This is a genomic window from Feifania hominis, assembly GCF_014384765.1.
Lineage (GTDB): Bacteria > Bacillota > Clostridia > Oscillospirales > Feifaniaceae > Feifania > Feifania hominis.
The window spans coordinates 215,261-239,917 of the sequence record NZ_JACRSP010000003.1 but is presented as its reverse complement, the minus strand read 5'-3'; the positions used below and the strand labels follow the sequence as shown (position 1 = coordinate 239,917).

Annotated in this window: 26 protein-coding genes; 3 read left to right on the top strand and 23 right to left on the bottom strand. The window is 61.7% G+C overall.

Translation table 11 applies throughout. The features are described 5' to 3' along the window. Positions 1 to 25 precede the first annotated feature (25 nt). Positions 26 to 1,510: a S41 family peptidase gene (locus H8695_RS08210; RefSeq protein ID WP_249300504.1), complete on the top strand. Its 1,485-nt coding sequence runs from the start codon at positions 26 to 28 to the stop codon at positions 1,508 to 1,510. 55 nt (positions 1,511 to 1,565) lie between these two features. Here the strand turns inward: H8695_RS08210 and H8695_RS08205 are convergent, their stop codons facing one another. The 8 genes from H8695_RS08205 to H8695_RS08170 form a co-directional block, all read right to left on the bottom strand. Continuing rightward, entirely contained in the window at positions 1,566 to 2,258 is a 693-nt protein-coding gene (locus H8695_RS08205) for a DUF4272 domain-containing protein (RefSeq protein WP_249300503.1), read from the bottom strand. A gap of 187 nt (positions 2,259 to 2,445) precedes the next feature. Beyond that, complete coding sequence (locus H8695_RS08200) at positions 2,446 to 3,858, bottom strand: PTS galactitol transporter subunit IIC (protein WP_249300502.1); 1,413 nt, start codon at positions 3,856 to 3,858, stop codon at positions 2,446 to 2,448. A 73-nt stretch (positions 3,859 to 3,931) separates the two neighbouring features. Further along, positions 3,932 to 4,216, bottom strand: a complete 285-nt coding sequence (locus H8695_RS08195; RefSeq protein WP_249300501.1) for a PTS sugar transporter subunit IIB — start codon at positions 4,214 to 4,216, stop codon at positions 3,932 to 3,934. 34 nt (positions 4,217 to 4,250) lie between these two features. After that, positions 4,251 to 5,345: a M42 family metallopeptidase gene (locus tag H8695_RS08190; RefSeq protein WP_249300800.1), complete on the bottom strand. Its 1,095-nt coding sequence runs from the start codon at positions 5,343 to 5,345 to the stop codon at positions 4,251 to 4,253. Positions 5,346 to 5,350: 5 nt separating this feature from the next. Further along, positions 5,351 to 6,103: a 6-phosphogluconolactonase gene (locus tag H8695_RS08185; RefSeq protein WP_249300500.1), complete on the bottom strand. Its 753-nt coding sequence runs from the start codon at positions 6,101 to 6,103 to the stop codon at positions 5,351 to 5,353. 14 nt (positions 6,104 to 6,117) lie between these two features. Beyond that, entirely contained in the window at positions 6,118 to 6,723 is a 606-nt protein-coding gene (locus H8695_RS08180) for a KpsF/GutQ family sugar-phosphate isomerase (protein ID WP_249300499.1), read from the bottom strand. Between the two features lie 51 nt (positions 6,724 to 6,774). Continuing rightward, positions 6,775 to 7,551 (bottom strand): DeoR/GlpR family DNA-binding transcription regulator, encoded by a 777-nt coding sequence (locus H8695_RS08175; RefSeq protein ID WP_249300498.1) that lies wholly within the window; start codon positions 7,549 to 7,551, stop codon positions 6,775 to 6,777. A 172-nt stretch (positions 7,552 to 7,723) separates the two neighbouring features. Then, on the bottom strand, positions 7,724 to 7,963 hold the full coding sequence (locus H8695_RS08170; protein ID WP_249300497.1) for an AbrB/MazE/SpoVT family DNA-binding domain-containing protein: 240 nt from the start codon (positions 7,961 to 7,963) through the stop codon (positions 7,724 to 7,726). A 172-nt stretch (positions 7,964 to 8,135) separates the two neighbouring features. Between H8695_RS08170 and H8695_RS08165 the strand changes: the two genes are divergently transcribed. Further along, positions 8,136 to 8,726: a nucleoside recognition domain-containing protein gene (locus H8695_RS08165; RefSeq protein ID WP_249300496.1), complete on the top strand. Its 591-nt coding sequence runs from the start codon at positions 8,136 to 8,138 to the stop codon at positions 8,724 to 8,726. Further along, complete coding sequence (locus tag H8695_RS08160) at positions 8,726 to 9,250, top strand: nucleoside recognition domain-containing protein (protein WP_249300495.1); 525 nt, start codon at positions 8,726 to 8,728, stop codon at positions 9,248 to 9,250. Before H8695_RS08165 ends, H8695_RS08160 begins: the two co-directional genes overlap by 1 nt. Positions 9,251 to 9,308: 58 nt before the next feature. On the opposite strand, the gene H8695_RS08155 is transcribed toward H8695_RS08160, so the two are convergent. The 15 genes from H8695_RS08155 to rbfA all read right to left on the bottom strand — a co-directional run bounded on the left by H8695_RS08155 (position 9,309) and on the right by rbfA (position 24,622). Next, positions 9,309 to 9,860: a GNAT family N-acetyltransferase gene (locus tag H8695_RS08155; protein WP_249300494.1), complete on the bottom strand. Its 552-nt coding sequence runs from the start codon at positions 9,858 to 9,860 to the stop codon at positions 9,309 to 9,311. Further along, complete coding sequence (locus H8695_RS08150) at positions 9,857 to 10,714, bottom strand: NAD(P)-dependent oxidoreductase (RefSeq protein ID WP_249300493.1); 858 nt, start codon at positions 10,712 to 10,714, stop codon at positions 9,857 to 9,859. Before H8695_RS08150 ends, H8695_RS08155 begins: the two co-directional genes overlap by 4 nt. 62 nt (positions 10,715 to 10,776) lie before the next feature. Next, positions 10,777 to 11,712, bottom strand: a complete 936-nt coding sequence (gene fba / locus H8695_RS08145) for a class II fructose-1,6-bisphosphate aldolase (protein WP_249300492.1) — start codon at positions 11,710 to 11,712, stop codon at positions 10,777 to 10,779. Positions 11,713 to 11,826: 114 nt separating this feature from the next. Next, positions 11,827 to 12,561 (bottom strand): elongation factor P 5-aminopentanone reductase, encoded by a 735-nt coding sequence (gene ymfI, locus H8695_RS08140; protein ID WP_249300491.1) that lies wholly within the window; start codon positions 12,559 to 12,561, stop codon positions 11,827 to 11,829. A gap of 47 nt (positions 12,562 to 12,608) precedes the next feature. Next, a complete protein-coding gene (locus H8695_RS08135) occupies positions 12,609 to 13,088 on the bottom strand; it encodes a deoxycytidylate deaminase (protein ID WP_249300490.1) in 480 nt (159 codons plus the stop codon). Between the two features lie 105 nt (positions 13,089 to 13,193). Further along, a complete protein-coding gene (locus H8695_RS08130; RefSeq protein WP_249300489.1) occupies positions 13,194 to 14,573 on the bottom strand; it encodes a glycine--tRNA ligase in 1,380 nt (459 codons plus the stop codon). A 106-nt stretch (positions 14,574 to 14,679) separates the two neighbouring features. Further along, the gene (locus H8695_RS08125; RefSeq protein WP_249300488.1) at positions 14,680 to 16,953 is read right to left on the bottom strand and encodes an AAA family ATPase; all 2,274 of its coding nucleotides are present in this window, start codon (positions 16,951 to 16,953) and stop codon (positions 14,680 to 14,682) included. Positions 16,954 to 17,059: 106 nt separating this feature from the next. Beyond that, positions 17,060 to 17,272, bottom strand: a complete 213-nt coding sequence (locus tag H8695_RS08120; protein WP_249300487.1) for a hypothetical protein — start codon at positions 17,270 to 17,272, stop codon at positions 17,060 to 17,062. Positions 17,273 to 17,403: 131 nt separating this feature from the next. Continuing rightward, the gene (locus H8695_RS08115) at positions 17,404 to 18,657 is read right to left on the bottom strand and encodes a M16 family metallopeptidase (protein WP_249300486.1); all 1,254 of its coding nucleotides are present in this window, start codon (positions 18,655 to 18,657) and stop codon (positions 17,404 to 17,406) included. Between the two features lie 64 nt (positions 18,658 to 18,721). After that, on the bottom strand, positions 18,722 to 20,815 hold the full coding sequence (locus H8695_RS08110) for a polyribonucleotide nucleotidyltransferase (protein WP_249300485.1): 2,094 nt from the start codon (positions 20,813 to 20,815) through the stop codon (positions 18,722 to 18,724). Between the two features lie 186 nt (positions 20,816 to 21,001). Continuing rightward, entirely contained in the window at positions 21,002 to 21,265 is a 264-nt protein-coding gene (rpsO, locus tag H8695_RS08105; RefSeq protein ID WP_249300484.1) for a 30S ribosomal protein S15, read from the bottom strand. Between the two features lie 163 nt (positions 21,266 to 21,428). Beyond that, on the bottom strand, positions 21,429 to 22,361 hold the full coding sequence (locus tag H8695_RS08100) for a bifunctional riboflavin kinase/FAD synthetase (protein ID WP_249300483.1): 933 nt from the start codon (positions 22,359 to 22,361) through the stop codon (positions 21,429 to 21,431). Positions 22,362 to 22,363: 2 nt separating this feature from the next. Continuing rightward, a complete protein-coding gene (gene truB / locus H8695_RS08095) occupies positions 22,364 to 23,272 on the bottom strand; it encodes a tRNA pseudouridine(55) synthase TruB (RefSeq protein ID WP_249300482.1) in 909 nt (302 codons plus the stop codon). A gap of 8 nt (positions 23,273 to 23,280) precedes the next feature. Then, positions 23,281 to 24,267, bottom strand: a complete 987-nt coding sequence (locus H8695_RS08090; protein ID WP_249300481.1) for a DHH family phosphoesterase — start codon at positions 24,265 to 24,267, stop codon at positions 23,281 to 23,283. Beyond that, positions 24,236 to 24,622, bottom strand: a complete 387-nt coding sequence (gene rbfA / locus H8695_RS08085) for a 30S ribosome-binding factor RbfA (RefSeq protein ID WP_249300480.1) — start codon at positions 24,620 to 24,622, stop codon at positions 24,236 to 24,238. The genes H8695_RS08090 and rbfA overlap by 32 nt, the downstream gene beginning before the upstream one ends. Between the last annotated feature and the right edge of the window lie 35 nt (positions 24,623 to 24,657).

Here is a 24,657-nt window from a genome sequence, read left to right as displayed (position 1 = left end):
CTTCGAGGCGCCAGGAGGTTTGAAAATGAAACAGATGAAAAAAACGGCCCTCAGTCTTCTGCTCGTGCTCTGCCTTGTCATGAGTCTGCTCGTACCGGCTCTGGCCGCCGACGAGCAGGAAACGCAGCCCAACGAGGGCTACGATCTCTTCCTCGAGGTTCTGGAGCTCTACCGAGAGAAATTCTACAAGGACAAGACCACCGAGCAGATTCTCACCGACGCCATCCGGCAATTTCTCACCGACCACCCCGAGCAGGCAAAAGACCTCTTAAACGCCATGCTCAGCGCCGATGACGCCTACGGCCGCTATCTCGACGCCGAGGGCGTCAACAATGCCTTTCACTACAAGGAGTATGCCGGCGTGGGCCTGACCATCACCCTCGACGGGGAGTCGGTGCTCATCAGCGAAGTTACCGCCGGCGGCCCCGCCGCCATCGCGGGCATCGAGGCGGGCGACTATCTGCTCGCCATCGACGGCCAGACGGTCAGCGGCCTCGCGCTCACGACCATCTCGGATCTCGCGCGCGGCGAGGAGGGGTCGTCCGTCACCTACTCCATCCACCGGCCGTCGACCGGCGAGAATCTCTCGTTCACCATGACGCGTGAGGCCCTCTCCGAGCAGACCATCACCTACGAGCTCATCCCCGCGTGCAACTACGAGGCCGCGATGATCACCATCAAGGACTTCTCGGGCATGCTGACCTACTATGAGTGGATTACCGTTAAAAACGAGCTTCTGGACCTCGGCGTGAAAAACGTCATCTTCGACGTGCGCAACAACCCCGGCGGCGATCTGACCATTGTGCTTGAGATTCTCAACTTCCTCATTCCCGGCGAGGGCAGAGAGATTCTCTCCATCAAGGGCCGCGGCGGGCAGTACGATGAGACCTACCGCACCACCGACCGCGCGCTCGACTACGACAACATCTTTGTGCTGTGCAACCGGAACTCGGCCTCGGGCGCCGAGATCTTCGCGGGTGTGCTCAAGGAGTACGATCTCGCCACCGTCATCGGTGAGAAGACCTACGGCAAGGGCGTCGGCCAGGGCTACTTTGAGCTCTCCGACGAGACCATGGCCGCCTTTACGGTCTTTGAGGTGCTGCTGCCCGGCGGCGTGCACTACGACGGCGAGGGCATCACCCCCGATCTCGTGGTTGAAAACCCGAGAAAGAAGCTGGAACTTCCCGCCCTCGGCGCTTTCAACCACCAGAATTACCACAGCGCCGTGCTCGGGGCCAAAAACGAGACGGTGCTCGCACTTGAGCAGCGCCTGAAGTTTCTCGGCTACATGACCCAGGCGGACGAGACCTTTGACACTGCGACAAAGCTCGCCCTCGAGACGCTGCAGCGAAACAGCGGTCTCACCGTCACGGGCACGCTCGACCGCGAGACGCTCGAGTACATCACCGACTACATCAACCACCTCAAGAACATCACCTACGAGGAGGACATTCAGACCGACTACGCCATCGACCTGATGCGTGAAAAAATGGGATTCAAAGCCGCCTGAATATTTGTTCTAAAGAAAAAGACAGCGTGTACCACAGTGGTGCACGCTGTCTTTTTCAGGTGTCAAGGGGTATGTCATTCCAGTCGTCCCATTCGCCCACGAGCCATTCGAGGCCTCGTCTTCTCTCAACCACCACCTCGGGATTCAAGCTGCCAATGCTTGTCTGAGGTCTCAGGCGCTTTTCCTCACAGGCCCAGTGATAGCGGTAGAACAGGTCCAGCATATCGAGTATTTTCTCTTTGTTTCGCAGACGGCACCCCTGTTTAAAATCATCAAAGCTGTCACAGTCGACAACGGTGTCAATGGCGCGCTCACAGTCGCACAGCTGATCCGGCGGGTCGAGCCGCTCAATCCTACCCAGCGCCCACAGCAGGCTCCACACCGTCTCATAGGTCCAGGCGACGTCGACCACATCCTGCTCGGTGTAGGTCCCCGCAAAGAGCCTTTTCTCTTTCTCCAGCAGGCAAGCCGTGACGCCATATTTCCCCATCATCTCGTAAAACAGCTCACGAGACTCGTCGTAGTCGTTCTGCTGCGCGATGTCGCAGGCAAGCTGAATCGAGAGCAGTCCGGCAATTGTTCTCCTGCAGATATCATCCAAGCTCCGCACGCTCACCTGTTCGCCCGACTCTCTGACCGGCAGCTCATCGAAACAGGCTATGCCCATCCCCTTGAGGATGCGGTTGTTTTCTGCCCGACGCTCCTGAGGCGGCCGGGCGTGCGCTCTGATGGAATCCCATATTCCCACTCGTTTCCCCTCCCATCGTTTTTTTCTGTCAGGCTATCTTCTATTTCTTTATATCACACTATTCATCGTTTTAAAAGAGATATTTTTTCTTTTTTGCAGTGCAAAACCCGACCAGTTTCTCCGCTTCCATGCGTTCAACGCAAGAGCGGCCGCCGGATGCCCGGCGGCCGCTGCACGCTTTGAAACATCAGACGTTTGCCTTCTCCTCGGCGGGCTTCTTTTTCCCATGGGTGTAGACCTTGAGAGCCACGACGTTGATCAGGTAGATCGCACCGCCGATGATGATGGCGCAGAGGATGGCGCCGAACCACTTCAGGCGCATGATCATGGAGATGACCCACGCGAACCAGTTGCCCGCCGACATGGCGGTGACGCCCGTCGCCCCCTCGGGGAACGCGTAGCCGGTGGCGCGCGCGACCTCGGTGATCATCGGGCCGAAGTAGCTCGAGATGGACAGCACGATGGTGAAGATCACCGTGCCGGAGATGACGGTCTTGACTAGACTGTTCTTGTGAATCGGGGTCGCCATGGAGACGAAGAACGCCGTCGCCGCGAGATCTGCAACAGGCAGAGTGGTGTTCCACGGCAGCACCATCGCGAGCACCAGCACGATCGGAATGAGGATGATGGACGCGATGAGAGTGGTCGGATGGCCGAGCAGAACCGCCGAGTCGAGGCCGATGTAGAATTCCCGGTCGCCGTAGCGCTTGCTCATGAACGCGCGCGCCGCGTCGGACACGGGCAGCAGACCCTCGACAATGATCTTGATCATGCGCGGCAGCAGGAGCATCAGCGCCGCGAGCTGAACGGCGAGCTCCGCCGTCTGCTGGAAGCTGTAGCCCACGGCGACGCCCAGCACAATGCCGAGCAGCGCGCCGATGATGATCGGCTCGCCGAACAGAGACGCCACCGCCGACGGCCGTTTGACGGCCTTTTTCTCCCCCTCGACCGCCTTTTTGGGGGGCTTGATCAGGTTGTAGAGCTTGTCGAGCAGCAGCACAATCGGCACTGTTGTGATCGCAAAGCCCTGCGAGATGGACACGCCGGGCATCCGAAATTCCTCCTGGATGCGCTTGGCGGTCAGGTCTGCGATGAGCAGCGCCAGAATCGAGTGGGTCGCCGCGCCGATCAGACCGTAGACAATGGCCTCGGTCGGGCTTGCGCCGCTCTTCTCGGCGACGAGCGTGATGACCGAACCGGTAAATGCCAGATGCCAGAAGTTCCAGATGTCAATGTTGATGGTCTTTGTGGTTCTGGTGACGAGCATGAGGATGTTGATCACCAGAATAAACGGGATGATGATGGTGCCGACGGTCGTGCCGAATGCGATGACGCCCGCCGCGCCGCCGCCCGCGTCCACATAGGGGCGGTTGAGTCCGAATCTCTCAAGCAGAATGTCTGAGACCGGAATCATGAAATCCCACAGGATGTTGAGAATCAGGTTCATGCCGATGAAGCCGACGCCGACGGTCAGGCCCGCTTTGATGGCCTTGACCCAGTTGAGCCGGAAGATGAGCGCAATGATCATGATGGTCAGCGGCACCATGACGTTGGAGCCGAGGCCCTTGATCATCTCAAAGAAGTTAACAATATACTGCATGGTCACTCCTTTCCCCTTGCGGCGGACTTCCCGCCTCCGGCCGCCCGCCGCCGCGGCCGGATTCCGTGACTGCCTACTGCCTGAGAATGTCGAGCACCTGCTCCTTGAGCTCCTCCATCCCGATGCCGGAGATGAACGGCACGCCGCTGAGCACCGGAATCGGGAAGTCGCCCTCCATCGGAGACGAGGTGAGAATCACATCCGCACTGTCGAGATACCCCGGCACCTCGTTGAGCGTACACTGGATCAGACGGATCTCATCCTCCATGCCCTCCTGCTCGAAGAGACCTTTAAGCCGCTCGCCCATGATGGTGGAGGAGGCAAAGCCGACCCCGCAGGCGACCACTACTGTCTTCAAGACGATTCCTCCTTTCTTGTTTAATGAAAAAAATTTATTTCTGTTTTCCAAAGGCGGTCTGCTCAGTGAGCCCCGCGGTGAAGCCCGCGAGAAGCGAGACCATCCCCTCGAGGTCGCGCAGATCCACCGTCTCAATGGGACTGTGGCTGTAGCGGCAGGGGTAGCTGACGTTTGCCACCGCGACGCCCGCGTTCTCAAAGCCGATGAAGGCGTTTTCGGTGATCAGCCCGATGACGACCTCACGCTGGAACGGAATCTTCTCCCGCCGGCAGGTGTCGAGCAGCGCCCGCTGGAGCTTCTCGTCGGGCAGAACGCCCGCGAGCGTGCCCCGGCCGTGGAAGTTGACAAAGGTGACCGCCGGCCCGCCTCCGAGGCGGATGGGCGCCTTGCCCTCGAGCTCGGGCGTGTCGTGGGCCACGCAGATGTCGATGCCGATGGAGGCGTCGGGACGGATCTCACGCACCCGCGGCAAAATGCCGCGCACGTTGAACTCCTCCTGGACGCAGGCGACCACGTAGACGTCCCAGTGCAGCTGCCCCGCCTGTCTGAGCGCGGCGATCCGCTCGGCGTAGTGCAGCAGAATGGCGCACCCCGCACGGTCGTCGAGCGCCTTGCCGGAGACAAGATGCTCCGACAGCTCGGTGAAGTTCTTCTCATAGGTCACAAAGCAGCCTACGTCGACGCCGCGCTCGTAGACCTCCTCGGCGCTCGCCGCGCCGATGTCGATGTAGAGCTTCGACACATCGGGAATGACGCCCTTGAGCTCCGGCGGCATCACATGGTGGCTGCAGACGCCGAGGTTCCCCGTCACGTCGCCCCTCTCGCCGAGAATGGTCACGCGGATGCCCGCGAGTACGCTCGTGTTGACGCCGCCCATGCGCTGAATGCGCAAAAAGCCGTTTTGCTCCACTTTGGTGACGACAAAGCCAATCTCATCGGTGTGGGCAAAAACCAGCAGTCTGCGGGCGTTTTCCCTGCCGCAGGAAAACGCGCAGGTGACATTGCCGAGCGTATCGACCGAGACCTCGCCGCCGAGCGGGGCGAAGTGCTCGCTCATATAGTCGATCACACGATCCTCCCGCGAGCAGATGCCGTAGAGATCCGACAGCTCGTGGGTCAGCGTTTTCATGTCTTTCAATTTGATTCCTCCTGTGTTTGGATGAGTCCTGCGGCCTGCGCGAGTTCGCGGTCGATGACCACCTCTGCGTCGGGGCAGGCTTTCAAAATGGTGCAGGGCAGCCGGGGGTCGATGTTGTCGTCCGCAAAGAGCCGGCGCACGGCGTCGGCCTTTGCCGCGCCCGAGGCAATCAGACAGACCCGGCGCGCCTTTGCAATGTCGCCGATGCCCATGGTCATAGCGTGGCGCGGCACCTCGCTCTCGTCCTGAAAGAAGCGGCTGTTCGCGCGGATGGTGTCCTCGGCGAGAGCGACCACATGGGCCCCGGCGGTGAAGACCGGCGCCGGCTCATTGAAGCCGACATGCCCGTTTGTGCCGATGCCGAGCATCAGAATGTCCATGCGGTTGCCCCCGAGAAAGGCGCGAAAGCGCGCCGTCTCCCCGGCGGGGTCTCCCGCTCCGTCGACCAGGTAGCAGTTCTCGGGCGCGAGATTCACGCGGGTGAAGAAGTGCTCTGCCATGAAGTGGGCAAAGGACTGCCCGTGGCCCGGCCCGATGCCCATGTACTCATCGACATTGACCGTGCGCACTTTCGCAAAGTCGAGTGTTCCCGCCTCATACTGTGCCGCCAGATGCCGGTAGATGCCGACGGTGGAGCTGCCGGTCGCACAGCCGATCAAAGCGTCCGGCTTCTCACGGATCACCTCGGCAAAGCGCGCGGCCACATGGCGGCTGCTCTCGTCAAAGCTCCCGGTGACAATGAGTTTCACGTCGCGCCTCCCATCTATTTGCCGCGCAGCATCTCGCCGACGCCGCCCGACGGGTGCACCTGTTTGAAGTACTCGGTGGTGATGTCGTTTTGCAGCATCACGCCGATGGATACCGCATCAAACAGCGCAAAGACCGCCGTGACCGAGGTGGTCGACAGGCACTGGTAGGGACAGGCCTCGAGCCCCGTACTCAGAATGATGGCAAGGTCGCTCTCCCGCGCGACGGCGGAGTCAGGATTCTCGGTCACAGCGACCACCTTTGCCCCGCGCATTTTGGCAACCGGAATCAGGTCGATCATCTCCTTGGACTTGCCGGACTTGGTGATGATGATGACAATGTCCTCCGGGCGGATGACGCCGTAGTCCCCGTGGGGAGCGTCGGCGGGATTCAGGTACATCGACGCGCGGTCGACGCAGTTGAAGACCTGCGAGATTTTCCGGCTCGCCGCGCCCGAAGTGCCGCAGCCGGTCATGATGATGTGCCCCTTGCAGGCGGCGATCATCTCGACGAGATCGACCAGTTTCTCCCGGTCGACCGTGTTTGCGAGCTCCGCCACCGCGTGGGCCTCGTTTGCAAAGGTGTTCAGGCAGCTCTGGTACAGTTCCTCGCGTGTACGCATGACAATTCTCCTCTCCGTCACTTGTTATGTATATTGACTTTGCAGTCTGTCCTATACGAGAATCAGTTCCACGCCCGATGAGAGCAGCTCCCGGCGCTTCTCCTCATCGAGACCGGTGTCGGTGATGATGGTGTCGATCTCACCGATGTCGCAGATCTTCGCCAGCGCCGTCCCGGTGAATTTGCTGCTGTCGCAGGTGAGAATGGTCTGCCGGCCGCAGCGCACAAGCAACTTTTTCATGCCGATCTCGACAAAGTTGCTGTTGTACACGCCGAGCGCCGCGTCCACCGCGTCGGCTCCGAGAATCACCCGGTCGACCGACAGATCGCGCACAAAGTCCTCCGCAATGGCCCCCGCGAGCACACTGTACTCGTCGCGGCGGATGCCGCCGGTGACAATCACCGAAGAGGTCCGGTCGATTTCAATGTTCGCGGCGATCTGCAGATTGTGGGTGACAATGGTCAGATTTCGGTGGTGTTTGAGATTGGCGCCCACAAAAAACGAGGTCGTGCCAGAGTCGAGAAAGACGCTCTCGCCGTCTTTGATGCGGTGGGCCGCGCGCCGGGCAATGCGGCGCTTCTCATCGAGCATCAGCTTCATCTTCTCGCTGTGTATCTGCTCAAACGAGGTGCTCAGCCCCTGCGTCACTGCGCCGCCGTGCTTGCGTTCGATGAGCCCGGCCCGGTCGAGCGCGTCAAGGTCGCGGCGGATGGTCGCCTCGCTAACGCCGGTGTAGGCGGCAAGCTCGCGAATCTGGCCGCTGCCGGTGTCTTTGATGTATTCCAAAATCTGCTTCTGGCGCTGGGCCGGTATGGCAGGATGTGACATATGGTTTCCCTCTCTTTCCAAATTCATTGTAAGCTAATGTGAAATATTTTGCAATTATTTTTATTTTAATCTTTCAAAAAACGTCATTTTAGATAAATATATTTCACAGATTTGGTTCTTATGACAGAGAAAAAGGGCCGGCGAATTGCTTCGCCGGCCCCGGAAGAGACGTTTATTTTTTCAGCTCCTCAATGCACTGGGAGCAGATGTTTTTGCCTTTGTAGCTGATGATTCCTTTGGTACTTCCGCAAAAGGTGCAGGCTGGTTCGTACTTTTTGAGAATAATCGTATCTTCATCGACATAAATTTCTACTGCGTCCCGTTCTGTGAGATCAAGCGTTCTGCGAAGCTCGATCGGCAACACGAATCTACCTAATTCATCAATTCTTCTGACGATTCCTGTTGATTTCACGTTCCATCCTCCTTACATTACCAAAAATTGTCGAATTTACTTCTTTTTCACTATAACATTAATACAAAATTAAGTCAATAAATATTGGTAATTTCTACTAGATTTAGCAAATTGTTCATAGACTCGAAACAATTTGTCTTTTTATTCCAGAAGAGAAGAAAAGAGGATCGCCATGTTGAACTATCTCTGGGCCGGCATGATCGTTGTGGCCCTGCTCTTCGGCGTGCTCACCGGCCGCACAGCCGAGCTCTCGGCCGCCGCCCTGTCGGGCGGAACGCGGGCGGTGCAGCTCGTGCTGTCCATCGGCGGGGTGATGTGCCTTTGGAGCGGCGTGATGAAAATCGCCGAGCGCAGCGGCCTGATCGAGCTCTTTGCAAAACTCCTGCGCCCGGTCATCCGGCTGCTCTTCGGCGACGTCAAAAAAAAGAGCGCCGCCGAGCGCTACATATCCATGAACATGACGGCCAATCTCTTCGGTCTCGGCAACGCCGCGACCCCCATGGGGCTCGCCGCCATGCGGGAACTCTCGGCTCTCTCCCCCGAGAAGGGCGTGGCCTCGAAGAGCATGATTCGCTTTGTGCTCATCAACACGGCGTCGCTCCAGCTGGTGCCGACTACCATCGCGGCCATGCGCCTTGCGCGCGGGTCGTCAGCGCCCTTTGATCTGCTGCCCGCCATCTGGCTGACCTCGGCCTGTTCGCTTGCAATCGGCCTTGCGGTCTGCTTTCTCTGTGAGAGCGCCTCGCCGGCGCGGCGCAGGTAGTGGCTGCCCTGTCGGCCGTCATCACGCCCGCCATCATCGCGGGCGTGGTGCTCTTCGGCCTTGTCCGGGGTGTCGCGGTGTTCGACTGCTTCATCGAGGGGGCGGTCGAGGGGCTCAAAGTGGTCTACCGTATCCTGCCCACGCTCATCGCGCTGCTCACGGCGGTCAGCCTCTTTGAGGCCTCGGGCGCACTCGAGATCATCGGCGCGGCTGTCCGCCCGCTGACGGACCTGCTGCACATCCCGAGCGAGCTCGTACCCCTCGCCATCCTGCGCCCGGTGTCGGGCAGCGGTTCCATCTCGCTTCTCGACACGCTGCTCGCGAGCGTCGGACCCGACAGCTTTGCCGGGCGGGTGGCCTGCGTCATGCTCGCCTCGACCGAGACCACATTCTACACGTTCACACTCTACTACGCGTCGGCAGGCGTCAAGCGCACCCGTCACACCCTGGCGGCCGCCCTCGTCGCGGACGTGTCTGTGATTCTGCTCGCGTGTGTGTTCGTGCGGCTCTTCTTCCCAGCCTGAGACACAAACCGGCAAAAGACAGGGGACTGCTTTGAAAATGCAGTCCCCTGTTTCTTCGTCAGGGCTCACAGGAACACTCGAGCTGGCAGTCAAAGGGCTCCCGCTCAACATGCTCTCTGCTGTACTCCCGGGCCTCTACGCACCCCCTGGCCCGGTAAAAGGCCTGAGTCTCCACCGCGGAGTGTGCCGAGAGATAGAGCTTTGACGCCCCCTCGCGCCGCGCCCACTGTCTTGCGGCTCGAAAGAGCACCGTGCCAATCCCCCTGCCGCGCATGTCCTCGCTGACATGGAGATTGGTCAAATCCAGATACTCCCGCCGCGCGCCAAAGCGCTCCGGCTCGACCGACACAAAGCCCTTGAGCGCCCCGTCACAGAAGCAGGCGTACACAAGACCACTCCGCGCCGCCGTGCTTTTGAGTGAGGTGATGAGCTCTCGATAGTCCTCTTCTGCCCAGTCGTCGACAAAGCCGTCCTCCCGTATGACCCAGCGGCCCTCCTCCCGGCGCCAACAGTCGGTCACTACCTGGCGTCTGACAAAGCCGTAAAACAGCTCGCGGCAAATCTCATCCGCGCCGAGCCCCCTGTAACAGAGCTTCACGCCCCGCGTCACTCGTAGTATTTGCAGATCGCCTGCGTGCCGAGCTCGCCGAGTCCGCGCGCCTCGAGGCTGCGGTACATCTCGAGCACCTGCGCGAGCACTTCGAGCGACAGCCCGGCGTCAGACGCCTCCCGCTCGGCGATGCCCATATCCTTGACAAAGTGCTTGATGAAGAAGCCGGGCGCCATGTCGCCCGAGACCATCTTCGCGCCGTTGCTCTCGAGCTGAAAGCTGCGCGCCGCGCCCGCAGAAAGAGTCTGAATCGTCCGCTCGAGATCGAGCCCCATGCGCCGCGCGTAGCTCAGCGCTTCACCGACGCCCGCGACGGCGCCGGCAATGGCGATCTGATTCGCCATCTTGGTGTGCTGGCCGCTGCCCGCCGGCCCCTCGTAGACCACGAGGCTGCCCATGCACGCGAGAACAGGCTGCGCGGCCTCAAAGTCCTCCTCATCGCCGCCCGCCATGATGGAGAGCGTGCCCTCGCGCGCGCCGACGTCGCCGCCCGAGACCGGCGCGTCGATCGCCCGCAGACCGCGGCTCACCGCCGCCGCATGGATGCGCACGGAAAGCGACGGCTCGGTCGTCGTCATGTCGACGAGAAGCGTGCCCCTGTCGGCGTTCTCAAGAATGCCGTCCGGCGCAAAGTAGACCTGCTCCACATCGGCCGGCATGCCGACAATGGTGATGACCATATCCCGCCCGGCGGCGCAGGCGGCGACCGTCTCACAGAGCTCGGCCCCCTCTTCGACCAGAGGCAGGGCCTTGCTCTTTGTGCGGTTGTAGACCGCGAGCGTGTGGCCGGCGCGCATGAGATTTCGCGCCATGGCGGCGCCCATGACGCCCGTTCCGATAAAACCGATTTTCATCTTCGTCCTCCCTTTCAAAAAAGGAGCTCCGCCGCTGGCGGAGCTCCTCTGTATTGCGGTAATCAGGCCTTTCCTGCGGAGCCCATGACCGTGTTGATCTTGTGTGCGACCATGTCCTTGATCGCGGTGCGCGCCGGGGCGAGATACTGGCGCGGATCAAAGTGGGACGGGTTCTCGGCGAGGTACTTGCGGATGGTGGCCGTCATGGCAAGTCTCAGGTCGCTGTCGACGTTGATCTTGCACACCGCCATTTTGGCCGCCTGGCGGAGCATGTCCTCCGGGATGCCAATCGCGTCGGGCATCTGGCCGCCGAATTTGTTGATCATCTCCACAAACTCCGGCACAACCGAGGACGCGCCGTGCAGCACGATCGGGAAGCCGGGCAGGCGCCGGGCGACCTCCTCGAGGATGTCAAAGCGCAGCTGGGGCTTCTGGCCGGGCTTGAACTTGTAGGCGCCGTGGCTGGTGCCGATGGCAATGGCGAGCGAGTCGACGCCCGTGCGCTCGACAAACTCCTGCACCTCGGCAGGGTTCGTGTAGGACGCATCCTCTGCGCTGACGTTGACAGCGTCCTCAATACCGGCGAGGCGGCCGAGCTCGGCCTCAACGGTGACATTGAACTGGTGGGCATAGTCGGCGACCTGCTTGGCGAGAGCCACATTCTCCTCAAAGGACAGGTGGCTGCCGTCGATCATGACCGAGGTAAAGCCTCCGTCGATGCAGCTCTTGCACAGCTCAAAGGAATTGCCGTGGTCGAGGTGCAGCGCGATCGGCACATCGGTCTCGATGACCGCCGCCTCAACGAGCTTGGTAAGGTAGGTGTGGTTCGCGTACTTGCGCGCGCCGCCCGACACCTGAAGAATGACCGGGCTCTTGAGCTCCTGGCAGGCCTCGGTGATGCCCTGCACAATCTCCATATTGTTGACGTTGAACGCGCCGATGGCGTAGCCGCCCTCGTAGGCCTTTTTGAACATTTCGACTGTATTGACTAAAGGCACTGGTATCTCTCCCATCTTCATTGAATTCTCCGCACTGGCGAAGCTTTCTTTTATTTTACCGCAAATTGGGACAAAGGGGAAGAGCCAAACGGCAAATTGTCGCGATTTTCACAATTAGACGACCATCCCGCCGTTGACACCGAGCACCTGCCCCGTGACAAAGGCGGCGCCCTCCCCCGCGAGAAAGGCGATGGCTTCGGCGACCTCGTCGGGCGTGCCCAGGCGGCCGACGGGCGTCTCCTCACACAGCGCCGCGAGCGCCGCCGCGTCGAGCGAGGCGTTCATCGCCGTGTCGATCACGCCGGGCGAGACGGCATTCACCGTGATGCCGCTCGGGCCGAGCTCCTTGGCAAGCGCCCTCGTCAGCCCGATGAGCGCCGCCTTTGACGCCGAGTAGAGCGCCTCGCAGGAGGCGCCCACCTCGCCCCACATGGAACAGACGTTGACAATGCGCCCCCACTTCTCGTGCACCATGTGCGAAAGCGCCGCGCGGATGCAGAGGAAAGCCGCTCTCACATTGACGCCGAAGAGCTCGTCAAAATCCCCCTCGCTCGCGTCGCAGAGCATCTGGATGCGCGCGACACCCGCGTTGTTGACGAGAATGTCGACCGGCCCGAGCTCCCGTTCGACCTGCGCAAAGAGAGCGGCGATCTGCGCGCCGTCGCGAAGATCCGCTCCCGCCGCGCACACCCGCAGCCCCTCGCGCGAGAGCTCGTCCGCGAGCGCCTCGGCGCGTTCCCGCCCTCTGTGGTAGTGCAGCGCCACCGCGCACCCGTCCCGGGCGAGGCGGCGCGCTGCCGCCGCGCCGATGCCGCCGGACGCTCCGGTGACAAGCGCCACTTTCTGCATATCGGTTCCCCCAGTCAAAGGGCGGGGCATCGGCCCCGCCCTCAAAATCAAAATTCCTCCTGCAGTGAGTCGTCGTTGAAAATCCAGTCGCGCACGTCGATGGCCGAGTAGGTCGTTTTGGTGCGGCGGATGACCACCTTGGTGATGCCCGCGTTGATGATGAGCCGCTTGCACATGGAGCAGGAATCGGAGTCCGGGTTGATCTCCCCGGTCTTGGCGTCACGCCCGACGAGGTAGAGCGTCGCGCCGATCATGTTGTGGCGCGGGGCTGAAATGATGGCGTTCGCCTCGGCGTGCACCGAGCGGCAGAGCTCGTAGCGCTGCCCGGACGGGATATTGAGCTTGTCGCGCATGCAGAATTTCAGCGACGTGCAGTTCTTTCGCCCGCGCGGCGCGCCGGAGTAGCCGGTCGAGATGATCTCGTCGTTTTTGACAATGATGGCGCCGTAGTTGCGCCGCAGGCAGGTGCCCCGCTCCAAAACGGTCTCGGCAATGTCGAGGTAGTAGTTCTCCTTGTCGATTCTCAAAGTCCCATTCTCCTCCCCGGTCTTGTCTTTGTATGTCTATCTTACAGGATTTGCGCGGCTTTCGCAATAGAAAAGCGGCGCGCCGAACAGCGCGCCGCCGGAAAATCAGAATGTGAGCTTTGCGTCGATGTAGTCCGCCACCTCGGCGATCGGAATGCGCACCTGCTGCATGGTGTCGCGGTCGCGCACGGTCACGCAGCCGTCGGTCTCGCTGTCAAAGTCGTAGGTGATGCACAGAGGCGTGCCGATCTCATCCTCGCGGCGGTAGCGCTTGCCGATGGAGCCGGCGTCGTCGTAGTCGACCGGAAATCTCTTCGCGAGGCTCTCGTGGAGCTCGCCGGCCGGGCCCGCGAGCTTTTTCGACAGCGGCAGGACCGCCGCCTTGAAAGGTGCGAGACAGGGGTGTAGGCGCAGCACCACGCGGGTGTCGCCCTCGCCGACCTCCTCCTCGTCGTAGGCGTCGACCAGGAACGCGAGCGCCACACGGTCCGCGCCGAGAGACGGCTCGACGCAGTAGGGGATGTATTTCTCATTGGTCTCGGCGTCAAAGTACTCCATCGACTCGCCGGAGGTGTTCTGGTGCTGCTTGAGATCAAAGTCCGTGCGGTCGGCGATGCCCCACAGCTCGCCCCAGCCGAACGGGAAGAGATACTCGATGTCGGTCGTCGCGTTCGAGTAGTGCGACAGCTCCTCTTTCTCGTGGTCGCGCAGGCGCAGATTCTCCTTCTTCATGCCGAGCGAGTACAAAAAGTTCTCGCAGGCGTCTTTCCAGTAGCGAAACCACTCGAGATCGGTGCCGGGCTTGCAGAAGAACTCCAGCTCCATCTGCTCAAACTCGCGGGTGCGGAACGTGAAGTTGCCGGGCGTGATCTCGTTTCGGAAGGACTTGCCCACCTGACCGATGCCGAAGGGGATCTTCTTGCGCGTGGTGCGCGCGACGTTTTTGAAGTTGACGAAGATGCCCTGCGCGGTCTCTGGGCGCAGGTAGATCTCATTTTTGCTGTCCTCGGTGACACCCTGAAAAGTCTTGAACATCAGATTGAACTTGCGGATGTCGGTGAAGTTCGCCGAGCCGCAGTTCGGGCACTTGATGCCGTTGTCGCGGATGTAGTCGAGCATCTGCTCGTTCGACCAGCCGGCGGTGCTCACGCCGGGCACGGCGTCCTCGATGAGCTGGTCGGCGCGGTGGCGGGTCTTGCAGTCCCTGCAGTCCATCAGCGGGTCGGAAAAGCCGCCTACATGGCCGCTCGCCACCCAGACCTGCGGGTTCATCAAAATGGCGCTGTCAAGTCCGACGTTGTACTTCGACTCCTGCACAAACTTCTTCCACCAGGCGCGCTTGACGTTGTTTTTGAACTCCACCCCGAGCGGGCCGTAGTCCCAGGTGTTGGCAAGGCCGCCGTAGATCTCCGAGCCGCTGTATACAAAGCCTCTGTTCTTGCAGAGGCCTACGATTTTTTCCATCGTCTTGTTCGTGTTGTCCATGTCCTGCTCCTATCCGTCCCGCACGGGGACCTGCTTTCATTGGGGTGTCTATTGTTCTATTCTAGTGAAAGCGGCCGCCGATGTCAAGCGCCTGTGCCCCGCCCGGTCAGGGAATCAGCGCCTTGCGGCGCACGGTGAGTTTGCCCTCGCGCATCTCGAGCACGCCGCGCTCGCCCGGTGTGAGCTCGCCGCGCAGAATCATCGTCGCAAGCTCGTCGGCGATCTCCGACTGGGTCAGCCGCCGCAGCGCCCGCGCACCGTAGCGCGCCGAGTAGCCACGGCTTGCGATGTGCTGCGCGAGGCTCTCATCCATCTCGAGGTGAACCTGCTGGCGGGCGAGCCGGTCTTTGAGCTCGCCGAGCAGCCGCCGCGCGATCACCGCGCAGTCGCGCTCACAGAGCGGCGAGAAGACCACAATCTCGTCGATGCGGTTGAGAAACTCCGGGCTGCACACCCGCTTGAGCTCCTCGAGCGCCCGCTCGCGGCGGCCCGTATCCGCGCCGTCCGCCGCCGCGAAGCCGAGCGGCTGGCTTCCCGCCGCCATGCTGCGCGCGCCGATGTTCGAGGTCATGATGATCACGGTGTTGCAGAAGTCCACCGTGCGACCCGACGAGTCGGTGAGCCTGCCGTCCTCGAGAACGGCCAGCAGCATGGAGAAGACCTCGGGGTGGGCCTTTTCAATCTCGTCGAGCAGAATGATGGAGTAGGGGTGCCGGCGCACTTTCTCGGTCAGCTGGCCGCCCTCCTCGTAGCCGACATAGCCCGGCGGCGAACCGATGAGCTTGGAGACGCTGTTCTTCTCCATGTACTCGGCCATATCGAGGCGGATAACCGCCTCCTCACTCTGAAAGAGCGCCCGCGCAAGAGCTCGCGCAAGTTCCGTCTTGCCGACGCCCGTCGGCCCGAGAAAGAGAAACGAGCCCGTCGGCCGGCGCTCGTCGGCGAGCCCCGCCCTGCTGCGGCGGATGACGCCCGCCACTTTCTTCACCGCCTCGCTCTGGCCGATGACCGACTGCTCGAGAATCTGCTCAAGCTCTACAAATTCCCGCCCGGCCCCGCCGCCCGGTTCGCTGATCGGAATGCCCGTGATCTCCCCGAGCAGGGCGCGCACGCGCTCCTCGCTCACACGGGGCGGCTCGGCGGGCAGCGCGGGCGGCCGGTCGGCGGCTGCAATGCGCAGCTTGGCCGCCGCCTCGTCGATCAGGTCAATGGCCTTGTCGGGCAGCCGCCGCTCGGGCAGGTAGCGCTTGGAGAGCCGCACCGCGGCCTCAATGGCCTCGTCGTCGATCTTCACCCGGTGAAACTGCTCATAGCGCGGTCGCACGCCCTTGAGAATCTCGATGCTGCGCTCACAGTCCGGCTCCTCAACCATGATCGGCTGAAAGCGCCGCGAGAGCGCCGAGTCCTTTTCAATGTAACGGCGGTACTCCTCGGTGGTGGTCGCGCCGATCACCTGAAACTCGCCGCGCGCGAGCGAGGGCTTTAAGATGTTGGCCGCGTCCACCGCCCCCTCGGCCGCGCCCGCGCCGACAATGATGTGGATCTCGTCAATGAACAAAATGAGATTGCCGATCTTCTTGACCTCGGCGAGCGTGTTCTTGAGCCGCTCCTCAAACTCGCCGCGGTACTTGGCACCCGCGATCATGCCCGCGAGATCGAGCATCACCACCCGCTTGCCGCGAAGTCCCTCGGGCACGCGGTTTTTCGCGATGAGAAGCGCCAGTCCCTCGGCGATGGCTGTCTTGCCGACGCCCGGCTCGCCGATGAGAACGGGGTTGTTCTTCTGCCGCCGGCAGAGAATCTGGGTGAGCCGGCGAATCTCCCCGTCGCGGCCGATGAGCGGGTCAATGCGCCCGAAGCGGGCCTGGGCCGTCAGATCCACGCCGAAGTTCTTGAGCGTCTGGGTCTTCAAAAGCGGCGACTCGTCCCCGCCGAATTCGAGCGGCAGGCCGTCGCCGGTCCAGTGGGTCAGCTCCCCGCAGATCAGATCCACATCCGCGCCGAGCCGCGTGAGAATGCTGCGCGCCCGGCAGCCGGGCTGCTTGAGCAGGGCGAGCAGCAGATGCTCGCTGCCGATCACACTCTGGCCCTGACTGCGCGACTCCAGAAGCGACAGCTCGATGATCTGCTTGAGACTGGGGGTCATATCCGACGGCAGCAGCCGCGAGGGCGTGCCCTGCCCGACAAGCAGCTCGATCTGAAGCTGAATTTTCTTGTCGTCCAGCCCGGCACGGCGCAGTGCGTCTGCCGCGCTCGAGCCTTTCTCGCGCGCGAGCGACAAGAGCAGATGCTCGCTGCCGACATAGCTGTGTCCCGCCCGCTGCGCCGAGGCGAGCGCCTCGTTGAGCGCGTGCTGCGCCCTGGGAGAAAATCGATTCACGCTTTCATTCCACCTTCAAACTGTTCTCACTTTTGAGTATGGACGGGAAAGCGTCGGTTCATGCGCAAAAAAAGCCGGCGAGTGTCACTCGCCGGCCATGCCGTTCTCACAGCGGCCCGTCGGGATCGTCGGCCGCGTTGAAGTTTCGTATCACGGGGTTTGGCTCATAGGGCTCGGCCCGCTTTGGATAGCTCACTCTCTGCAGGGGATTCTCCTCGGGCCCGCCCGGGTCGTCCTCAATGCTCAGCTCAAACGGGTCGTCAAAAATTGCGTCATAGACTTTCTCGTCGTTCAGAGGATGCTCAATCGGGTTTTTCATACCATCGACTCTCCTTTCCACGGACTGTCAACAATATCTTATACCACTGCGGCGCCCTTTATACCGGCGCCCCTCTTCAAGCTTCCGTTTCCCCTTTTAGTATAGCGCAAGTTTCGCCCTTTGAAAAGACCTCACGCCAGCTCCCGGCGGTACTCCTCGCGCGGCCTTGTTCTGCCGACCACGCCGAGAGAGAACTTGTCCGGCTCAAAGAGCGCGCCCGCCCGCTCGCTGACGGCGGCGGTGTCCACCGCGTCGATCAGCGCGGTGATCTCCTTTGCCTTGACAAAGCGGCCGCGGAAGATCTCGTCGCGGGCGTTTCGGTTCATGCGGTTGAAGCTGCTCTCGTAGCCCATGACGATGTTGGTCTTCAAAAGCTCTTTTGCGCGGCGCACCTCCTCGTCGGTCACGCCGTCGCGCGCAACGCTCTCAAGCTCCCCTCTGATCAGCTCGATCGCCTGGCTCTCGGCCTCGGCCGTCTGGGCCGAGTAGATGCCGAAAAAGCCCGCCTTTTCGTGGTTTGCCAAAAAGGTGTAGACCGTGTACACAAGCCCCATCTCCTCGCGCAGTCTCTGAAAGAGACGGCTCGACATGCCCTCACCGAGGATGTTGCTGAGCACCGCCAACTCAAAGCGCTTCGGGTGGCCGAGCGGCAGTCCCGGCACGCCAAGGCAGAGGTGATTCTGCTCAATGTCCTTTTTGCGCACCACGAGCGAGGGCTCGTAGTGCACCTCATACTCCTCGCGAACGGGCGGCGGCGGGCAGTCGAAGCCGAGCGCCCCGCGCAGCGCCGCGAGCACCTCGTCGCGCTCAAAGCTCCCCGCGATGGAGACCACCATGTTCGACGGCGTGTAGTTGCGGCGCATATAGCCGAGCGCCATCTCGCGGTTGAAGCTGCGGATGGAGCCCGCCGTGCCGAGGATATTGTAGGCGAGCTTCGAGCCGCTCCAGACTTTTTCGAGCAGGCTGTCGCACACCAGGTCCTCCGGCGAGTCCTCGTACATCGAGAGCTCCTCGCGTACGACGTTTCGCTCGGTTTTGATGTTTGCGGGGTCAAATTTCGAGTGGGTGAGCATATCCGAGAGAATCAAAATGGCCTTGGGCAGCGAGTAGCCGAGCACCTTTGCGTAGAAACAGGTGAGCTCTTTCGAGGTAAAGGCGTTTACCTGGCCGCCGATGTCGTCAAACTCCTCGGCAATTTGGCGCGCCGAGCGGGTCTCGGTGCCCTTGAAGAGCATGTGCTCGATGAAGTGGGCGATGCCGAGTTCCTCTTTGGTCTCGTGCAGCGAGCCGCTCTTGACGAAGATGCCGACCGAGGCGCTGCCCACGTTCTGCATACGCTCGAGTACGACCGTCAGTCCATTGTCCAGTGTGATTTTCTCTATCATATGCCCCTCTTTAGAAAAGCGGGTTCAGTTGCCCAAACCCGCTTTTGTGATCTGTTCGGTTTTCTCAGTTCTTCGGCAGGGCGTCCTTGCGCGAGAGGTTGATGCGGCCCTTGTCGTCGATCTCGGTGACTTTGACCATGATCTCGTCGCCCACAGACACCACGTCCTCGACTTTCTCCACACGGTGGTTGTCGAGCTTGCTGATGTGCACGAGGCCCTCCTTGCCGGGGGCGATCTCCACAAACGCACCGAAAGTCATCAGCCGCGTGACCTTGCCCATGTAGACGGCGCCCACCTCGGGATCGTCCACGATGGAGCGGATGATGCGCTCGGCCATCTTGCCGCTCTCCTGATCCACGGCGGCGATCATGACGCGGCCGGAATCCTCGATGTCGATCTTCGCGCCGGTGTCGGCCACGATCTTCTGAATGACCTTGCCGCCCGAGCCGATGACGTCGCGGATCTTTTCGGGGTCGATGTAGAGCGTGGTCATCTTGGGCGCATACTTCGAGAGCTCCTCGCGGGGCTTGTCGATGGCCTTGAGCATGACTTCGTCGAGAATGTACATTCTCGCCTTGTGGGTGCGCTCAAAGGCGCTCTGGATGATCTCGGGCGTCAGGCCGTCGATCTTGAGGTCCATCTGGATGGCCGTGATGCCGTCTTTCGTACCGGCGACCTTGAAGTCCATGTCGCCGAAGAAGTCCTCAATGCCCTGAATGTCGGTGAAAGTCAGCCAGCGCTCGCCCTCGGTGACAAGGCCGCAGGAGATGCCCGCGACCGGCTTTTTGATCGGCACACCGGCGTCCATCAGCGCGAGCGTCGAGCCGCAGATGGAGCCCTGCGACGTCGAGCCGTTCGACGAGAGCACCTCGCTGACCAGGCGGATGGTGTAGGGGAACTCCTCGTCCGACGGAATCACCGGCACGAGCGCGCGCTCGGCGAGGGCGCCGTGGCCGATCTCGCGGCGGCCGGGGCCGCGCGAGGGCTTGGTCTCACCGACCGAGTAGCTCGGGAAGTTGTAGTGGTGCATGTAGCGCTTCTCGGTCTCGTCGTCGATGCCGTCGATTCTCTGTTTCTCCGACAGGGGCGCGAGCGTCGCAATGGTCAGCACCTGGGTCTGGCCTCTGGTAAACAGGCCCGAGCCGTGAACGCGGGGCAGCAGCCCCACTTCGGCCGCGAGCGGACGAATCTGATCCATGTCGCGGCCGTCGACGCGCTTCTGCTCGTCGAGCAGCCAGCGGCGCACCACATATTTCTGCAGCTTGTAGAGGCACTCGTTGACCACCGCGGCGTCGGTGTACTTCTCGCCAAAGGCTTCAAAGACCTTGTCGTAGACCTCTTTGAGACCGTTCTCGCGGGTCTCCTTGTCGTCGGTGTCGAGCGCCTTTTTCAGATCGTCGAGTACAAAGTCCTTGAGCTCCTCATACATGTCGGCCGGCACTTCCATCGACTGGTAGTCGAATTTCGGCTTGCCGATCTGGGCCTTGATGTCCTCGATGAATTTGACGATTTCAATGTTGGCCCTGTGGCCCTCCATAATGGCCTCGTAGACCTTGTCCTCGGGCACTTCGTTCGCGCCCGCCTCGATCATGACCACCTTTTGGGCGGAGCTCGCGACTGTCATCTGCAGATCGTTTTTCCCTTTCTGCTCCGCCGTCGGGTTGATGACGATCTGACCGTCGACCAGACCCACCGACACGCCGGAAATCGGGCCGTTCCACGGGATGTCCGAGATGGAGATGGCAATTGACGCGCCGATCATGGCCGTGATTTCGGGCGAGCAGTCGGGGTCGACCGACATGACGGTCGTCACGATGGTGACGTCGTTTCTCATGTCTTTCGGGAAGAGCGGGCGAATCGGGCGGTCGATGACGCGGCTGGTCAGAATCGCCTTCTCGCTGGGCTTTCCCTCACGCTTCATAAACGAGCCGGGGATTTTGCCCGCGGCGTAGAGCTTCTCCTCATAGTCGACCGACATGGGGAAGAAGTCGATGCCGTCGCGCGGCTTTGCCGAGGCGGTCGCCGTCGCGAGCACGACGGTCTCGCCGTAGCGCACAAGGCAGGAGCCGTTTGCGAGCTGCGCGAGCTTGCCGGTTTCCACCACAAAGGGCCGCCCGGCGATGGTTGTCTCAAATTTTCTTGCGTTTTCAAATAACATGAATTTCCCTCCATTGCGCGGGACCGACGCAGTTAGCATTTACACAAATTCCCGCCGTGCGGGGGCTTGTGTAATTGCTAAATGTGCCGTCATCCCGTCTTTTTTGTGAGTGACCCGCGGGCGGCCGGCGCCCGCGGGGGCATATGCGAAAGGGACTTTTTATACAAAAAGTCCCTCTTTCACCTATTACTTTCTGATGCCGAGCTTCTCGATGATGGCGCGATAGCGGTTGATGTCCTTCTTCATGAGGTAGTTGAGAAGGCTTCTTCTCTTACCGACCATTTTGAGCAGACCTCTTCTGGAATGATGGTCTTTCTTGTTGATTTTGAGGTGCTCGTTTAAGTGGTTGATCTTCTCGGTGAGAATGGCGATCTGAACCTCGGGCGAGCCGGTGTCGGTCTCGTGGATGCGGTTTTGCTCGATGATCTGGGTCTTCTGCTCTTTTAACATGTTCGTTCCTCCGTTTTCATTCGCTCGCGACATAGTCTGCGGCGGGAGACCCTGTAATGACAGGACATATCCCGCAGACCGCGCCGTGAGTATTCTATGGGCACAGATGTGCTTATAAATTATATCAGGCCTGTCGCTGTTTGTAAAGCCCCTGGCGCGCTTTCTACAGAGCGTTTTTCGCAAAGTACTGCCGGGCCGTCTCGATGTCGCGCATGAGCTGTTCGCGAAGCGCCTCGATCGACGCAAAGCGCCGCTCCGGCCGGATGGCCTCGAGAAAGCGCACGGTGACGCTCTCGCCGTAGATCTCCCGCTCAAAGTCCATGACGTAGGTCTCGGCGTTGAGTTGCTGCGTGTCCTCCACCGTCGGGCGGATGCCGACGTTGGTGACCCCGCGGTAGAGCGCGCCGCCGATCTCGGCCGTCGTCACGTAGACGCCGTAGGCCGGGGTGATCGACCCCTCGTGAAAGCGCTGGTTGATGGTCGGCGCGCCGAGCGTGCGCCCGAGCTTCTTTCCGTGGAGCACAGGCCCCGTCAGCGTAAAAGGGTAGCCCAGAAGCTCGTTTGCCCCCGCCACATCCCCCGCGAGAATCAGCGTGCGGATGTGCGAGGAGCTGATGACAATGCCGTCGCGGGTGAGTCCGTCGACGATCTCGCAGTCCATCCCGTGCGCCGCGCAGAGCTGCCGCAGAGCCGCCGCGTCGCCGCTGCCCCGGCTGCCGAAGTGGTAGTTGAAGCCGACTACGGCGCAGGCCGCTCCGAGCGCGTCCACCAGAACCGATTCGACAAATTCCGCGGGGCTCATATCGGCAAACGCGCGGGTGAAGTGCTCAAAGCAGACCTCGTCCACCCCGAATTCGCGCAGGCGCGCGATCTTCTGCTCGCGCGTCATCAGGTAGGGCGTCACCGTGCGCCCGGTGAGCACATTCTCGGGGTGCCGGTCAAAGGTGTACACCACGCTTCGCCCGCCCCGTCGGCGCGCCTCGCCCACGGCTCTTTCAATCAGCTCTCTGTGGCCGAGGTGCAGCCCGTCAAAATTTCCGAGGGCCACGACCACGGGGCCGCTCACCCGGTTGTCAGTCAGTTTGATTCGCTCCATAATCACACCCGTTTTTCGAGATAGAGGCAGAGCTCGCCCCCGCGCACGACGCCCTTTGCAAGGCCGTAATAGCGCCCCGCGCGGTCGTAGAGGTTGCACAGCTCCCCCTCGGGGACGGCGGTGCCCATTTTGCGCTGCGCAACCGAGAGGCCATTTTGCAGAAGCCTTGCGAAAAAATCGTCCGGCGCGAAGCGGGGCAGTTCGGAGAAATAGCTCTCAATGCTCACAATGTGCCGCCCGAGACCGCCGTCTTTGACCAGCGCCTCAAGCTCGTCAAAGCCGACGGCGTCCTCAAGAGAAAATGCGCCGTTTCGCTCGCGGGTCAGCCGCCCCATCGCGGCGCCGCAGCCGAGCGCACGCCCGAGATCGTCGATCAGCGTGCGCACATAGGTGCCCTTGCCGCAGGCGATGCGCAGCTCTCCGCTGCCCGAGGCCGCGTCGTAGCTGAGAAGCGTGAGCTCCTCCACCTCGACTTCTCGCGCCTCGCGCTCCACTTCAACTCCCTGCCGCGCCAGATCGTAGAGCCGCCGCCCGTCGACCTGAACGGCCGAGTACATCGGCGGCGTCTGGGTGATAGTCCCCCGAAAGCGCGGCAGCAGCGCCTCGATGTCCCCCGCCGTGAGGTGGGCGAACGCCCCGCGGGCCGTCACCTCGCCCGTCAAATCGAGCGTATCGGTCGCAACGCCGAGCTGAAAGGCCGCGCGGTAGGTCTTGCGCGCCGCCATGATGTATTCGGAAAATTTGGTCGCCCGCCCGAGCAGCACGACGAGCACGCCGTCCGCCGCCGGATCGAGTGTGCCCGTGTGACCGCACTTCCGGGCTCCCACGATTCTCGCCGCCTTGCGCGCGGCAAAAAAGGAGGAGATGCCGGCGGGCTTGTTGAGATTTAAAAGTCCGCAGAGTTCCGCCACCGCGCCACCTACTCCCCGCAGGCGGCAAGCTCCCCGCCCGCCGCCTCGACAAACAGGCGCAGCGCCTCGTCGAGCGGCGCGTGCAGTGTGCAGCCCGCGGCGCGCAGATGCCCGCCGCCGCCGAAGCGCATGCAGAGCCGTGCGGCGTCTACCGGGGCATTTGTGCGCACCGAGACCTTGTACTCGTCCGGGCCGCACTCTCTGAGCGAAAAGCCGATCACAACGCCCTCGACCGCCCGCGGAATGGCCACAAGATTGTCCACGTCGTCCTCGTTCGCTCCGAGCGCCGCCATCTGCTGCGCTGTGATATGGGTGCCTGCGACGCGCCCGCCGTGGTAAAAGCGAAGCGTCTTATATGCGGCGGCCTCCACCTGAATGCGGGTGCGGCTCTTCACCATGAAGAGCTCGTAGTTGAGCTCGCCCGGGTCAAAGCCGGTCTCCATGAGAGCGGCCGCCACCGCATGGGTGTTCGCCGTGGTGTTCGCAAAGCGAAAACAGCCGGTGTCGGTCGAAATCGCGGTGTAGAGAGCGCGTGCCATCTCAGTCGTCAGCGTCGCGCCGAGCTCGCCGATGAGCTCATAGACGAGCTCGCCCGTCGCGGCATAGCCCGGTTCAATCAGATTGCAGCGCCTGCCGTAGCCGGCATTTGAGCCGTGGTGGTCGATCACAAGGTCCACCTGCCCCGCAAAGCGGGCAAGCTCCCCGCCGAACATGCTCTCGTCGGCCACATCGACCGCCACCACAAAGCGCGGGGCAATGCTCTGGCGCAGAGCGCTCTCACCGCCGGTGAGAAAGCGGTACTTCGGTGTCACCTCATCCGAGCAGACTACCTGGACGAGCTTTCCCCTCTGACGCAGAGCGTCGGCGAGCGCGACGGCGGAGCCGAGCGTGTCGCCGTCCGGCCTGCGGTGCGTGATGAGCAGAATGTCGTCGGCCGCTTTCAAAAGCTCGGCCGCGAGCTGCCTATTCCTCCAGAATGCTGCTGTCCTCTCCACTCTGGTCACCTCCGTCTGTGTCAATCTCCCGCAGGAGCTTTGCGATGTGTGCGCCGTGCGCGATGGAATCGTCCGCCACAAAGGTAAACTGCGGCGTGTAGCGCAGAGCGAGCCGCGCGCCGATCTCGCGGCGCACAAAGCCCGCCGCGCTCTGAAGTCCTTTCACAGCCTCGCGGACGGCTTCGTCGTCGCCCATGATGCTGACATAGGCCTTGGCAAATTTCAGGTCGGGCGTCACATGGACCTTGACCACGCTCGTCATCAGCGGAATGCGCGGATCCTTGAGCTCGCGGATGACAGCCGCAAGCTCCCGTTTGACCTCCTCGTCAATCCTGCCGCTGCGGTATTTTGCCATAGGGCGCACCTCCTTATCAAATTTCTCTATTAAGA

Coding starts and splice junctions, on each gene's coding strand:
- H8695_RS08210 (WP_249300504.1), top strand. CDS start 26: ATGAAACAGATGAAAAAAACGGCCCTCAGTCTTCTGCTCGTGCTCTGC.
- H8695_RS08200 (WP_249300502.1), bottom strand. CDS start 3,858: ATGCAGTATATTGTTAACTTCTTTGAGATGATCAAGGGCCTCGGCTCC.
- H8695_RS08190 (WP_249300800.1), bottom strand. CDS start 5,345: ATGAAAACGCTGACCCACGAGCTGTCGGATCTCTACGGCATCTGCTCG.
- H8695_RS08180 (WP_249300499.1), bottom strand. CDS start 6,723: ATGCGTACACGCGAGGAACTGTACCAGAGCTGCCTGAACACCTTTGCA.
- H8695_RS08175 (WP_249300498.1), bottom strand. CDS start 7,551: ATGTCACATCCTGCCATACCGGCCCAGCGCCAGAAGCAGATTTTGGAA.
- H8695_RS08165 (WP_249300496.1), top strand. CDS start 8,136: ATGTTGAACTATCTCTGGGCCGGCATGATCGTTGTGGCCCTGCTCTTC.
- H8695_RS08150 (WP_249300493.1), bottom strand. CDS start 10,714: ATGAAAATCGGTTTTATCGGAACGGGCGTCATGGGCGCCGCCATGGCG.
- ymfI (WP_249300491.1), bottom strand. CDS start 12,561: ATGCAGAAAGTGGCGCTTGTCACCGGAGCGTCCGGCGGCATCGGCGCG.
- H8695_RS08130 (WP_249300489.1), bottom strand. CDS start 14,573: ATGGACAACACGAACAAGACGATGGAAAAAATCGTAGGCCTCTGCAAG.
- H8695_RS08120 (WP_249300487.1), bottom strand. CDS start 17,272: ATGAAAAACCCGATTGAGCATCCTCTGAACGACGAGAAAGTCTATGAC.
- H8695_RS08115 (WP_249300486.1), bottom strand. CDS start 18,657: ATGATAGAGAAAATCACACTGGACAATGGACTGACGGTCGTACTCGAG.
- H8695_RS08110 (WP_249300485.1), bottom strand. CDS start 20,815: ATGTTATTTGAAAACGCAAGAAAATTTGAGACAACCATCGCCGGGCGG.
- rpsO (WP_249300484.1), bottom strand. CDS start 21,265: ATGTTAAAAGAGCAGAAGACCCAGATCATCGAGCAAAACCGCATCCAC.
- H8695_RS08100 (WP_249300483.1), bottom strand. CDS start 22,361: ATGGAGCGAATCAAACTGACTGACAACCGGGTGAGCGGCCCCGTGGTC.
- rbfA (WP_249300480.1), bottom strand. CDS start 24,622: ATGGCAAAATACCGCAGCGGCAGGATTGACGAGGAGGTCAAACGGGAG.